Source organism: Paracraurococcus lichenis (assembly GCF_030657435.1).
Lineage (GTDB): Bacteria > Pseudomonadota > Alphaproteobacteria > Acetobacterales > Acetobacteraceae > Paracraurococcus > Paracraurococcus lichenis.
This window is the reverse complement of the sequence record NZ_JAUTWS010000011.1, coordinates 152249-165105: the sequence shown is the minus strand read 5'-3', so window position 1 is coordinate 165105 and position 12857 is coordinate 152249. Positions and strand designations below refer to the sequence as shown.

General features: G+C 71.3%; 12 protein-coding genes. 8 read left to right on the top strand and 4 right to left on the bottom strand.

Going from position 1 to position 12857, the window contains the following annotated elements:
• Positions 1 to 5: 5 nt before the first annotated feature.
• Positions 6 to 1040, bottom strand: coding sequence for a sensor histidine kinase (locus tag Q7A36_RS13855; RefSeq protein ID WP_305104295.1), 1035 nt, complete (start codon positions 1038 to 1040; stop codon positions 6 to 8).
• Positions 1041 to 1224: 184 nt separating this feature from the next.
• On the opposite strand from Q7A36_RS13855, the gene Q7A36_RS13850 reads away from it, so the two are divergent.
• Both Q7A36_RS13850 and Q7A36_RS13845 read left to right on the top strand, forming a co-directional pair.
• Complete coding sequence (locus tag Q7A36_RS13850) at positions 1225 to 2388, top strand: ligase-associated DNA damage response exonuclease (protein WP_305104294.1); 1164 nt, start codon at positions 1225 to 1227, stop codon at positions 2386 to 2388.
• Positions 2385 to 3998 (top strand): cisplatin damage response ATP-dependent DNA ligase, encoded by a 1614-nt coding sequence (locus Q7A36_RS13845; RefSeq protein WP_305104293.1) that lies wholly within the window; start codon positions 2385 to 2387, stop codon positions 3996 to 3998. Before Q7A36_RS13850 ends, Q7A36_RS13845 begins: the two co-directional genes overlap by 4 nt.
• Before the next feature lie 145 nt (positions 3999 to 4143).
• Here Q7A36_RS13845 and Q7A36_RS13840 read toward each other — a convergent pair whose 3' ends face one another.
• Positions 4144 to 5475, bottom strand: coding sequence for an OmpA family protein (locus tag Q7A36_RS13840; protein ID WP_305104292.1), 1332 nt, complete (start codon positions 5473 to 5475; stop codon positions 4144 to 4146).
• Complete coding sequence (locus tag Q7A36_RS13835) at positions 5465 to 5950, bottom strand: hypothetical protein (protein ID WP_305104291.1); 486 nt, start codon at positions 5948 to 5950, stop codon at positions 5465 to 5467. The genes Q7A36_RS13840 and Q7A36_RS13835 overlap by 11 nt, the downstream gene beginning before the upstream one ends.
• Positions 5951 to 6231: 281 nt before the next feature.
• Here Q7A36_RS13835 and Q7A36_RS13830 point away from each other — a divergent pair, with 281 nt between their 5' ends.
• Positions 6232 to 8076, top strand: a complete 1845-nt coding sequence (locus Q7A36_RS13830) for a tetratricopeptide repeat protein (protein ID WP_305104290.1) — start codon at positions 6232 to 6234, stop codon at positions 8074 to 8076.
• Between the two features lie 25 nt (positions 8077 to 8101).
• On the opposite strand, the gene Q7A36_RS13825 is transcribed toward Q7A36_RS13830, so the two are convergent.
• Entirely contained in the window at positions 8102 to 8800 is a 699-nt protein-coding gene (locus tag Q7A36_RS13825; RefSeq protein ID WP_305104289.1) for a nitroreductase family protein, read from the bottom strand.
• Positions 8801 to 9035: 235 nt separating this feature from the next.
• Here Q7A36_RS13825 and Q7A36_RS13820 point away from each other — a divergent pair, with 235 nt between their 5' ends.
• The 5 genes from Q7A36_RS13820 (at position 9036) to Q7A36_RS13800 (ending at position 12810) form a co-directional block, all read left to right on the top strand.
• A complete protein-coding gene (locus Q7A36_RS13820) occupies positions 9036 to 9827 on the top strand; it encodes an HpcH/HpaI aldolase family protein (protein ID WP_305104288.1) in 792 nt (263 codons plus the stop codon).
• Between the two features lie 51 nt (positions 9828 to 9878).
• Positions 9879 to 10184 carry a ribbon-helix-helix domain-containing protein gene (locus Q7A36_RS13815; protein ID WP_305104287.1) on the top strand — a complete coding sequence of 102 codons (306 nt, stop codon included), beginning with the start codon at positions 9879 to 9881 and terminating at the stop codon, positions 10182 to 10184.
• 81 nt (positions 10185 to 10265) lie between these two features.
• On the top strand, positions 10266 to 10661 hold the full coding sequence (locus tag Q7A36_RS13810) for a VOC family protein (protein ID WP_305104286.1): 396 nt from the start codon (positions 10266 to 10268) through the stop codon (positions 10659 to 10661).
• Between the two features lie 25 nt (positions 10662 to 10686).
• Complete coding sequence (locus tag Q7A36_RS13805) at positions 10687 to 11238, top strand: gluconate 2-dehydrogenase subunit 3 family protein (RefSeq protein ID WP_305104285.1); 552 nt, start codon at positions 10687 to 10689, stop codon at positions 11236 to 11238.
• 3 nt (positions 11239 to 11241) lie between these two features.
• Positions 11242 to 12810, top strand: a complete 1569-nt coding sequence (locus Q7A36_RS13800) for a GMC family oxidoreductase (protein WP_305104284.1) — start codon at positions 11242 to 11244, stop codon at positions 12808 to 12810.
• Positions 12811 to 12857 lie beyond the last annotated feature (47 nt).

Sequence of the window (12857 nt, the reverse complement as noted above, 5' to 3'; positions counted from 1 at the left end):
CTGCCTCAGCGACAGGCGAAGCGCAGCGTCGCCCGCACGCCCTGGCCGCCGTCCAGCTTCAGCGAGGCATGCGCCTGCCGCGCGAGGCGCGGGATCAGGTGCAGGCCGAGGCAGCCCTGCGGCGTGTTCCGGGGATGGGCGGGCGGCAGGCCGATGCCGTCATCGGTCACCACCACCTCCCCCAGGCCCGGCCCGGCCCGCCGCATCGTCAGGGTGACGCTGCCCGGCTGGCCGCCGGGGAAGGCATGCCGGGCGGCATTCACCACCAGCTCGTTCACGATCAGCGCGATGGGGGTGGCCTGCGCCACCGGCAGGGTGAGCCGGTCCTCGAGCGTCAGCGAGAAGGCGATTCCCACCCGGCCGGCGACCTCCAGCGCCGTCCGGGCCGTCACCTCCAGCTCCGCCCCCAGGTCCACCCCGGCATCGGACGGGACGCGGAACATGCGGTCCTGCACCAGGGTGGCGAGCATCACCCGCATCGCCGCGCCGCGCAGCGCGGCCGCGACCACGGCGTCGCTCGCCCGGCTCGCCTGCAGGCTGAGGAAGGAGGTGGTGGCCTGGGCGTTGTTCTTCACGCGGTGGTGCAGTTCGGAGAGCAGGTTCTCCCGCTCCTCCAGGGCCTTGCGGTGCTCCTCCAGCGCCTGGCGTGCCTCGGTGAAGTCGATGCAACTGCCGATATAGCCGGCGAAGTTGCCCTTGACCGAGAAGGGCCGGCCCTTGTCCAGCAGCCAGCGCCAGGCGCCGTCATGCCGGCGCAGGCGATAGTCTATGGAGAATTCGCGGCGCGCCTCGAAGGCTTCCCGGTAGGTGGCGAGGCAGCGTTCGCGGTCCTCGGGGTGGACGCCCTCGGCCCAGCCATGGCCGAGCTCCTCCTCCAGCGTCCGGCCGGTGAAGTCGAGCCAGGGGCGGTTGAAGAAGTCGCAGCCCATGCTGGTGTCGGCCCGCCAGATCATGACCGGCGCGTGATCCGCGAGGGCGCGGAACTGCGCCTCCTCGCCCGGCGATTCCTGCCCGCTCTCCGCTGTCTCCTCAGCCGCCATGCGGCGCGTCCCCCAGACAGGCGCCGTTGCGCACCCGGTCGCAGGTGACGCATGACAGGCCGGGCGGTTCCACGGAAATCAAGGAGATGCTTGTTGGGCGCTGCGACGGCCACATCTTCTTGAGACGTCATGCCGAGGCATCGGGCATCCGCTGCGGGCTGCCGGCGAAGGACCCGAAATATCCATGCCTCCGCATCCGGAAACCTGGCTTCGCGTCACGCCGCAGGGCCTGTATTGCGAGCCCGGCGGCTTCTTCATCGATCCGGTGCGGCCGGTGGAGCGCGCAGTCATCACCCATGGCCATGCCGACCATGCCCGCCCCGGCCACCAGGCCGTGCTGGCCACGGCCGAGACGCTGGCGATCATGCGCGCCCGCATGGGAGAGGCGGCGGCCGGCGCCGTGCAGCAGCCGATCCGCCCGGGCGAGGCGTTGCAGCAGGGCGGCGTCGGCATCCGCCTGGTGCCGGCCGGGCATGTGCTGGGCTCCGCCCAGGTGGTGCTGGACTGGCGCGGCAGCCGCGCCGTGGTCTCGGGCGACTACAAGCGCCAGCGCGACCCGACCTGCGCAGGGTTCGAGCCGGTCCCCTGCGACGTCTTCGTGACCGAGGCGACCTTCGCCCTGCCGGTCTTCCGCCATCCGCCGCCCGAGGCAGAGGTGGCGAAGCTGCTGAAGAGCCTGGCGCTGTTTCCGGAGCGCACGCATGTCGTCGGCTGCTATGCGCTGGGGAAATGCCAGCGGCTGATCCGGCTGCTGCGGGAGGCCGGGTGGGACCGGCCGATCCACCTGCATGGCGCGCTCGCCTCGCTCTGCCGGCTCTATGAGACGCTCGGCGTGGCGCTCGGCCCGCTCGAGCCCGCGACGGTCGCCAACAAGGCGGCGCTGGCCGGCGCCATCGTGCTGGCGCCGCCCTCCGCCGTGCAGGACCGCTGGGCCCGCAGGCTCGCGGAGCCGGTGGTGGCGGTGGCGAGCGGCTGGATGCGGGTGCGGCAGCGGGCGAAGATGCGCGGGGTGGAACTGCCGCTGGTGATCTCCGACCATGCCGACTGGGACGACCTGAACCGCACGATCGACGAGGTCGGCGCGCCCGAGGTCTGGGTGACGCATGGCCGCGACGATGCGCTGGTCCATGCGCTGGCGCAGCGCGGCATCCGCGGCCGCGCGCTGCACCTGGTGGGGCTGGGCGAGGAGGACGAGGGGCCGGCCACGCCCGTCGCCGAAGGCGACGCCGCCGCGGTGCACGAGGTTGGCGGGGCGGCCGTGCACCGCGGCGAGGACATGGCCGAAGGCGACGCCGCCGCGGGGCACGGGGTTGGCGGGGCGGCCGTGCGCCGCGGCGAAGGCATATGAGCGTTCCGGCCTTCGCCGCGTTGCTGGAGCGGCTGGTCTTCACCCCCGGCCGCAACGCCAAGCTCGCCCTGCTGCGCGATTGGTTCGCCACCCAACCCGACCCGGAGCGCGGCGTCGGCCTCGCCGCGCTGACGGAGGAACTGGTCTTCACCGCCGCCAAGCCCGCGCTGATCCGCGACCTGGTGGCGGCGCGGACCGATCCGGTGCTGCTCGCACTCTCCCACGACTATGTCGGCGACTTCGCCGAGACCGTCGCGCTGATCTGGCCGGAGCGGGACGGCGTGAACGCCCCGCCGCCCGCGCTGTCGGAGGTGGTGGAAGCGCTGGAGCTGACGCCCAAGACGGAGCTGCCCGCGCTGATCGGCGGTTGGCTCGACACGCTCGACAGCTCCGGCCGCCTCGCGCTGATCAAGCTGATCACCGGGGGCCTGCGCGTCGGCGTCTCCGGCCGGCTGGCGCGCGTCGCGCTCGCGGACTGGTCGGGCCGGGGCGTCGAGGAGATCGAGGAGGTCTGGCACGGCGTAGCACCCCCTTACCTCCCGCTCTTCCGCTGGCTGGAGGGCAGGGCGGAGAGGCCCGATCCGCGCGAGGCGCCGGTCTTCCGCCCGCTGATGCTCGCGCATCCGCTCGAGGATGCCGATGTCGCCGCGCTGGAGCCCGCGGCATGGCGCGCCGAGTGGAAATGGGACGGCATCCGCGTGCAGCTCACCGCCGGGCCGGGCGGGCGGCGGCTCTGGTCCCGCGGCGGGGAGGACATCACCGGCGCCTTCCCCGAGATCGTCGAGGCCATGGACTTCCACGCCGTGCTGGACGGCGAGCTGCTGGTGATCCGCGAGGGACAGGTCGCACCCTTCGCCGATCTCCAGCAGCGGCTGAACCGCAAGCAGGTGACGGCGAAGATGCTGCGCGACTTCCCGGTCGGCGTGCGCCTCTACGACCTGCTGTTTGAGGGCGCAGAGGACCTGCGGCCCTTGCCCTTCGATGACCGCCGCGCGCGGCTGGAGGACTGGGTCGCGCGCGTCGCGCCGGCGCGCATGGACCTCTCGGCGCAGATCGCCTTTGCCTCCATGGCGCAGCTCTCCGCCATCCGCGACGGGGCGCGCGCCGCCTCGATCGAGGGGCTGATGCTCAAGCGCGCCGACAGCCCCTATGTCGCCGGGCGACAGAAGGGGTTGTGGTGGAAGTGGAAGCGCGACCCGCTCTCGATCGACGCCGTCCTGATGTACGCCCAGCGCGGCCACGGCAAGCGCAGCAGCTTCTATTCCGACTACACCTTCGGCCTCTGGCGCCCCGACGGGGAGGGGGGCGAGGAGCTGGTGCCGGTCGGCAAGGCCTATAGCGGCTATACCGACGAGGAGCTGGCCTGGCTGGACCGCTGGATCCGCAACCACACCACCGGCCGCTTCGGCCCGGTGCGGGAGGTCGAGAAGGCCCTGGTGCTGGAGGTCATCTTCGATGCGGCGCAGCTCAGCACGCGCCACAAGTCGGGTGTCGCGCTGCGCTTTCCGCGCATCGCGCGCATCCGCACGGACAAGCCCGCTGGTGAAGCGGACCGGCTGGAGAACCTCATGGCCTATGTGGATACCAAGGCCAAGGTCGGATCCCCGTAGGGGCGCCTCGTCCGGAGGCTTCGTGCAGGGCGTCCGGGGCCGCGCGCACGGCCCGCGCCGGCAAGGGCGCCAAGGTGGCAGCTTGCGGCCTGCCCGGCCCGCAACCCTCCCGGCGGCTGCCAGGCCGTCTCGTCGCAGCGTCCGCTCATCGCAGGATGATCTCGACGCGCCGGTTCTGCGGCTCGCGCACGCCGTCTGCCGTCGGTACCAGCGGTCGGCTCTCGCCGTAGGCCTGGACCCTGAGGAGGTTGCGCGGAATCCCGACGCGCACCAGCTCCGCCGCGGCGTTGTCGGCCATTCGTCGCGACAGGCGCAGGTTGTCCTCCTCCGTCCCGGACCTGTCGGTATGCGCTGCGACCTCGATCGCCGTCGCATTGACGCGCTGCGCATTCGTCGCCGCCTCCTGCAGCATTTCCCGGGCGCGGTTGGTCAGCTCGGCGCTGTTCCAGTCGAAGAAGATGAGGTAGGTCCTCGCCTGCGCGAATTCCGGGATCTTCCGCACCGGCGGCGGCTCGACCCAGCTTGGTGCCGGCACCGGCAGGGCGGCCGGCAGGAAGTAGAAGTCGCCACGGCTGAGGGGCCCCGAGAGCGTCGGGCCGAATTGCGGCACGGCGAGCTGTCGCGTCAGCGCCGCGACCCGGTCCTTCAGGTACAGGCCAAGCTCATAGGCCGAGATGATGCCGTCGCGGCTGAGATCCGCCTCGCCTTGCAGCGCCTCGATCAGGAGGTCGGCCATCGGGCTCGGCTCCGGCACCGTCTGGTTCTGGTCGCCGGCGGCGATGTAGAAGCGGACCGGCCGGGTCATCACTTGGCGCACCATGTCGACGTTCAGCGTCGCGCGCGCATTCGGCTGGCCGCGCGTCTGGAAGATGCTGCCCGAGAAGCAACTGTCGAACACGGCCATCACGTGGCGCGCCGGTGATTCCTGCGCCAGGGTGTCGAACAGGGACATGGACATTGCGGTCCGCACGGCCCGCCCCGGATCGCGGTTGGGCTGCACCGTGTCTATGCCGGTGAGATAGCCGAGGTCGCGCTGCTGGTTCTGGTCGAGATTCGTGAAGCCATGCCCGGCGTAGTAGAGGAACAGGCGGTCCTCCGGCGTCTGCGGCCGGTCCCCGAGAAAGCTGGTGACGGTGGCGCGGAGCTGCGCCGCGGTCGGATCCAACAGCGCCGTCACCGTGGCGAAGTGGGGCCGCAGCGCCGCCTGGAGCGCCGGGATGGACCGCGGGATCGAGCGCAACTGGCTCCAGCCCGTCTGCGGCTGGTATTGCGACACCCCGATGAGCAGGGCATGGCCTCGCCCGGACAGGCTGCGCACGAGATCCACCGGGATCGCCTGGGCGCGCACCGGACGCGGCGCGACGAGGAGACAGGCTGCGAGGCCCAGGACATGGCGCCGCGCGCTGCGGCGGACCTCCGGGGCGCGACAGCGCCCGGGGGCGCCAGCCCGCGCGATCGGGACCTGGTCAACGCGCATGCAGCAACTTCCCCAGGAATTCCGGCGTGACGTCCTGGCTCCTGTACTGGGTCACCTTGCCGCCCGGCTCGACCACGAAGACCATGCCGGGCGGCACCGCGTGGTCGTGTATGATGCTGACCGGGCTCGGTCGCGTGTCGATCACCACTCCGCCGAAATGCTGTTGCCGGATCATCTCGAGCACAGCCTGCCAGAGGAACGGGATGGCGAGGATCCCGGTGAAGATGAGGAAGACCGGCACCCCGCGATCCGCCGGAACCTCGCGTGCCATGGCGGCCGCCGCGGCGGAGGTGTCGGGCCGGATGTCCGAGCGCAGACGAAGCGATGCCGGGAGCCGGTCGATCGTCTCCTTCGTGCTGCGGATCTCGACCTGCACGCCGGCCGAAGCCTGGGCCAGCGCGAGCGGCGGGCGCAGGCCGGGACCAACCAGGGTGGCCAGCAGCCCCGCCCATCCGCGACGTCCACAGCCAGTCATTGAAGTCCTCCCAGGCCATGGCATGGAATAGTCGAAAGCTGACCGCCCCCGATCAAGCCGCGGTGCTGCGGGCCCGCGCCGCCTTGTGCCGTGGCGCACATCGCGTACCGCCAGAGGCGTGACCAGGGCTGGAATCGCGCAACAGTGTAGCTTGGCCGGGAACCCGCAGGACTATGGCTGCGCCGAGGGCGGACGAGCCGACGCTGATGGGTTCCGCAGTTGCAGGCGTCTGCGAGAGCGGCGCAACCGCCGCGAGGTGATCCGCCTTCCGGGAGGACATCATGCATTCCAGCACCTGCCGCGCCCTGCTTCTCGCCACCGCCGCCATTGTCTTGCCCGCTGCCGCCTGGGGGCAGGCCGCGCATGATGCGCATGGCACGCCGGCCACGTCCGCGGCGCAGCCGCATGACCACATGCGCATCAATCCGGCGCTCGCCCAGGCCGAGAGCGCGCGCGCCGCCATGCCGCGCCGCACGGAGCTTGGCGGGCAGGTGCGCGACCTGCCGCGCGGCGCCGCGGCGCCGACCAGCACGGAGCCGCCGGTGCTGAACCCGGAGCTCGGCACGCTGACCTGGCCGGCCGGCACCACCAGCGCCGAGGCGCAGGCCTGGTTCAACCAGGGCTATCGCTGGGCCTGGGGCTTCAACCATGCCGAGGCGGCGCGCGCCTTCCGCATGGCGCAGCAGGCCGATCCCGACTGCGCCATGTGCTTCTGGGGCGAGGCCTATGTGCTGGGACCGCACATCAACTTCATCATGGAGGAGGACGCGAACCGCCGCGCCCTCGCCGCCATTTCCCGCGCGAAGGAGTTGGCGCCACAGGGGGCAGGCATTCCGGGCGAACTGCGCGCGGCGCTGATCGACGCCTTGTCGAAGCGCTATTCCGCCGATCCGAAGGCGGAGCGTAAGGCGCTCGACCAGGCCTATGCCGATGCCATGCTGCAGGTGCAGGCGCGCTGGCCGGCGGACCCCGATATCGCGGTGCTGACGGCCGATGCGCTGATGAACCTCTCCCCCTGGGACTACTGGGAGGATGCCGGGCGCCGGCCGAAGGGCATGACGGCGAAGACGGTCGACCTGCTGGAGGGCGTGCTCGGCGCAAGGCCATCGCCCATCAACGCCAACCCGCTGCACCCCGGCGCCATCCACCTCTACATCCACACCGTCGAGGCGAGCGACCATCCGGAGCGCGCGGCACCGCATGCCGCGCGGTTGGCGGCGCTAATGCCGGCGGCGGGGCACATCGTGCACATGCCCGCACATATCTGGTATCGCCTCGGCCAGTGGCGGGACAGCCTCGACTCGAACCTCGCCGCCGTCGCGGCGGACGAGGCGCAGATCGGGCGCGGCGGCGCCAGCCCGCTCTACGCGCAGGGCTATTTCGCGCACAACGTCCACTTCGTCATGGTCTCTTCGCTGATGGGCGGCGACGGGCCGCGCGCGGTGGAGGCGGCGACGCGCCTCGCCGCGCTCATCGCCGACGAGGCGAAGCGCGCCTTCCCGGGCCTGACCCAGCCGGTGGCGGCCGCGCCCTATGTCGCGCATGCCCGCTTCTCGACGCCGGAGACCATCCTGGCGCTGCCCGCACCGGCGGCGGAGTTCCCCTATATCCGCGCGCACTGGCACTACGCCCGCGGCGTCGCGCTGGCGCAGTCCGGCCGGGCCGGGGAGGCGCGGGCCGAGGCCGCGGCGATCGGCGAACTGGCCAAGACCCCGGCGATCGCCGAGCTGCCCGCGCAGGGCGTCCCGGCGCCGGAGGTGCTCGGCATCGCCGGGCGGGTGGTGAATGCCCGCATCGCCCAGGCGGCGGGCGACCAGGCGCGCGCCGTCGCGCTGTTCGCCGAGGCGGCGGCGATCCAGGACACGCTGCCCTATATGGAGCCGCCCTTCTGGTACTATCCGGTGCACCAGTCGCTCGGCGCCGCGCTGCTGGCCCAGGGCAAGCCGGTCGAGGCGGAGGAGGCCTTCCGCCAGGCGCTGAAGCGCGTGCCGAACAATGCCTGGGCCGCGGCCGGGCTGCTGAAGGCGGCCGAGATGCGCGGCGATGCGGAGGGCGCGGCGATCGCCCGCGGCATGCTGCAGCGGAGCTGGTTCGGCCCGCAGCCGCCGGCGGTGGAGCGGCTCTGACCGGCGGGCCGGGCGGGCTGCGCGCTCAGCCCGATCCGCCCGGCCAGGGCGCCGACCAGCGGTCGGCATGCGCCACCTCTTCCACCGGACGGCGGGAGAGTGGGCCGTGGCGGTCGAGCGGATAGCCGATCGGCATGAGCGCGAAGCTATGGACGTCCTCCGGAAGGCCGAGGACGGTGTTGAACTCCGCCTCGCAGCGCAGGTGGTTGGTGGTGATGACCGTGCCGAGGCCAAAGGCGCGGCAGGCGAGGATGATGTTCTGCAACGCGGGATAGATGCTCGCGCCGCGGATGCGGTCGAGGTAGGCGAGCTCCTCGCCGTGGCGGGCGGCAATCTCCCGCGGCAATGCCTCGGCCGGCGGCATGTCGCGCTGCCGCAGGCAGGGCACCAGCAGCACCGGCACCTCGGCCATGTGCTCCCAGAGCCAGGCGCCGGTGTCCAGCATGCGCGCCCATTGCGCCTCGGTCAGGTGGGCCGGGCGGCTGCGGGCCGCATAGACGGCGGCGGCGATGTCGGAGCCCTTGCGGTAGACCGCGCCGATTCGCGCCCGCTGCGCCGGGTCGCGCACGACGATGAAGGCCCAGTTCTGCGCATTCCCTGCCGAGGGCGCACGGATTGCGGCATCGAGTATGCGCGTGACGAGCGCCTCCGGCACCGGGTCCGGCCGGAAGCGCCGGAGGGAGCGGGCGGAATACATGGCCTCGAACAGTCCCATCTCGGTCATCGCAGCACCTCCGCTCCCGGATAGCGCGGTCGGCAGCCTTGCCGTCCCTGGCGGAGCCTAGAGGAGATCGCCGGAAGACAGTGAGTCCTGCCGGCCTGGGGCGATGCGCGGTGGGGAAGGGCGGGTCGCGCCCCCGGGGCCCGGTGGCATGCCGCACTGTGGCCGGCCGTGTCCTGGTTGACCGGGCAGGGGCCGCATGCTGCGCTCGGCACAGCCAAGATCGGGGGAAGCATCCATGCCACTCGCACCCAACCGCCTGAAGGAACGCCTCGCCCGGAACGAGCTCGCCCTCGGCTTCGGCGTCCACCACCTGCGCACCGCGGGCACCGGCATGATCGCCGCCGCCGCGGGCTTCGACTGGCTCTTCATCGACATGGAGCATGGCGCCATGTCGGTGCACGAGGCGACGCAGATCGCCATCGCCGCGCTGAACCAGGGCGTGACGCCGGTGGTGCGCTGCTGCAAGGACGCGCTCTTCGAGGGGACCCGCGCGCTCGACAACGGCGCCATGGGCGTGGTCGTGCCGCATGTGGACACGGCCGAGGAGGCGAAGGCCGTCGCCGCCGCCTATCGCTTCCCACCCCTCGGCACCCGCTCCTGGGGCGGCCCGCCCTTCGCCTACAACATGCTCCCGCCCTCGAATGCCGAGGCGCAGGCGGAGCTGAACCAGGCGATCCTGGTCTGCGTCATGATCGAGACGCCCGAGGCGGTGGAGAACGCCGATGCCATCGCCGCCGTGCCGGGGATCGACGCGCTGATGATCGGCACCAGCGACCTCACGGCCAGCATGGGCATCAGCGGCCAGATCGGCCATCCCAGGGTCAAGGCGGCCTATGAGGCGGTCGCGGCGGCCTGCAAGAAGCACGGCAAGACCCTCGGCATGGGCGGCGTCTATGACGAGACCCATGCCAGCACCTATATCGGCCTCGGCGCCCGCTTCCTGCTCTCGGGCAACGACCAGAGCTTCCTGATGGCCGGCGCGAGCGCGCGTGCAAAGTTCTTGCGCGGCTTGCAGCCGGCGGGCTAGCGACATCCGATCGGCCCGGGGCGCGAACCCCGGGCCGGGAGGATAACGTCCATGTGCAACATCTTCGCCTCGCAGGACCCGGCGACCTATGCCTGCGAGACGCGCGCCATCCGCCTGCACGGCCATTGCACCAGCATAAGGCTGGAATCCGCCTTCTGGCGCATCCTCGAACGTATCGCCGCGGCCGAGGGCAGCTCGGTCACCCGCTTCCTCGTCACCCTGCATGACGAGGTGCTGGCGCGGCGGGGGGAGATCGGCAATTTCGCCTCCCTGCTGCGGGTCACCTGCCTGCTCTGGCTGGAGAACCAGGACCGGCACGCGGCCGAGGTCGCGGCGCGGAGCCTGCAGGCGGCGTGATTCCGCGGCCGCAGTAGCCCGCTACTACCCGGGCGCCACGCGACCCTGGAAAGCTCGCCGGGACCATACCGGGGAGCCACCATGGCCAAGCCGATCCACTCCATGATCCGCGTCCTCGAAGAGGCGCGGTCGGTCGATTTCTACCGTCGCGCGCTGGGGCTGGAGGTGATCGACCGCCTCGCCTTCGACGGCTTCACGCTGCTCTACCTGCGCGCCCCCGAAGGCCCCTTCGAACTGGAGCTGACGGTCAACCACGACCGGACCGAGCCCTACGATCTCGGCGATGGCTATGGCCATCTCGCCGTGGTGGTGGAGGACCTCGCGGCCGAGCATGCGCGGATGTCGGCCGCCGGCATCGACTGCGGCCCGATGCGCGAGATGGCGCATCAGGGCCGGCCGCTGGCGAAGTTCTTCTTCATCACCGATCCGGATGGGTACAGGACCGAGGTCCTGCAGCGCTTCGGCCGCTACCACTAGGCAATCCCAGGGAGGAACCAAGAAAATGAGAGAACTGGACAAGCGCACCACGGTGCGCCGCCGCGTCTTCCTGCGCGGCGCCGCCACCGCGCCCGCGGCCGCCACCGCGCTGGCCGCGGGCATGACCATCGCGCCGGATGCCGCCTGGGCGGGCGACCTCAAGGCGATCAAGCCGGCCACCATGACCGTGCTGGCCCGCGCCGCGCGCGACATCTTCCCGCATGACCGCTTCCCCGACCGGTACTACATCGCCGCCGTCCTGCCCTATGACGACACCGCCGCCGGCGATGCCGCGCTGCGCAAGCTGCTCGAGGAAGGTGCCGCGACGCTGGATGCGGAGGCGAGGAAGCGCTTCGGCCGCGACTACATCCGCGTGGCGTCGGAGGAGCAGCGCGTCGAAATCCTGAAGTCCATGGAGACGTCCGCCTTCTTCCAGAAGCTGCGCGGCGACCTCATCGTCTCGCTCTACAACCAGAAGGAGGTCTGGGCGAAGCTCGGCTACGAGGGCTCCTCCTATGAGCATGGCGGCTACATCAACCGCGGCTTCAACGACATCGACTGGCTGCCGGAGGCCTGACCCATGGCGAACTTCGACCTGAACGACGACGGGGTCGTCGTCATCATCGGCTCGGGCGCCGGTGGCGGCACCCTCGGCAACGAGCTGGCGCAGAAGGGCGCCAAGGTGGTGATCCTCGAAGCCGGCGGCCGGCACGAGATCGAGGATTTCGTCAACGACGAATGGGCGAGCTTTTCGCAGCTCGCCTGGGCGGATGTGCGCACCACCGGCGGCTCCTGGCGCGTGTCCAAGGATTTCCCGAACCTGCCGGCCTGGATCGTGAAAGCCGTCGGCGGTACGACCACGCATTGGGCCGGCGCTTCGCTGCGCTTCCAGGACTACGAGTTCCGCGCCCGCACGCATTACGGCGCGGTCGAGGGCGCCAACCTGCTGGACTGGCCGATCACGCTGGCCGAGCTCGAGCCCTTCTACGCCCGGGCCGAGGACAAGATGGGCGTGACCGGGACCAACGGCATCCCGCGCCTGCCCGGCAACAACAACTACAAGGTGCTGGCGGCCGGCGCGAAGAAGCTGGGCTACAAGGAATTCCACACCGGCAACATGGCGATCAACTCGGAGCCGCGGGCCGATCGCACCTCCTGCCACCAGCTCGGCTTCTGCTTCCAGGGCTGCAAGATGGGGGCGAAGTGGAGCACCCTCTACACCGAGATCCCGGCCGGCGAGGCGACCGGCCGGCTCGAGGTGCGGCCGAACTCCATGGTGCTGAGGATCGAGCATGACGCCCGCGGCCGCGCGACCGGCGTCGTCTATGCCGACAAGGACGGCCGGCAGCAGCGCCAGCGCGCCCGCATCGTCGCGGTCGCCGGCAATTCCATCGAGAGTCCCCGCCTGCTGCTGAACAGCGCCTCCGCCATGTTCCCGAACGGCATGGCCAATAGCTCGGGCCAGGTCGGGCGCAACTACATGCGCCACACCACCGGCAGCGTCTATGCCATCTTCGACAAGCCGGTGCACATGTACCGCGGCACGACCATGGCCGGCATCGTCCGCGACGAATCGCACCACGACCCGAAGCGCGGCTTCGCCGGCGGCTACGAACTCGAGACGCTCTCGCTCGGCGTGCCCTTCCTGGCCGCCTTCCTCGAGCCCGGGGCCTGGGGCCGCGGCTTCACCTCGGCCATGGACTCCTACGACCATATGGCGGGCCTCTGGATCGTCGGCGAGGACATGCCGCAGGCGGAGAACCGCGTCACCCTCGACCCGACGTCGAAGGACAAGTTCGGCCTGCCGGTCGCCAAAGTGCATTTCGACGACCACCGCAACGACATCGCCATGCGCGACCACGCCTATGGGCAGGGCCGCGCGATCTACGAGGCGGTGGGCGCGACCCGGACCTTCGAGACCACGCCCTATCCGAGCACCCACAACCTCGGCACCAACCGCATGAGCGCGAATGCGCGCGACGGGGTCGTGGACAAGTGGGGCAAGGCGCATGACCTGCCCAACCTCTATGTCTCGGATGGCAGCCAGTTCACCAGCGGCGCCGCCTGCAACCCGACGCTGACCATCGTGGCGCTGGCGATCCGCCAGGCGGAGCACATCGCCGGCCGCATGGCGCGCGGCGAGGTGTGATCCTGCGCACCTGACCGGCGGCGGCGGGACCGGCCCGGCCACGGCCG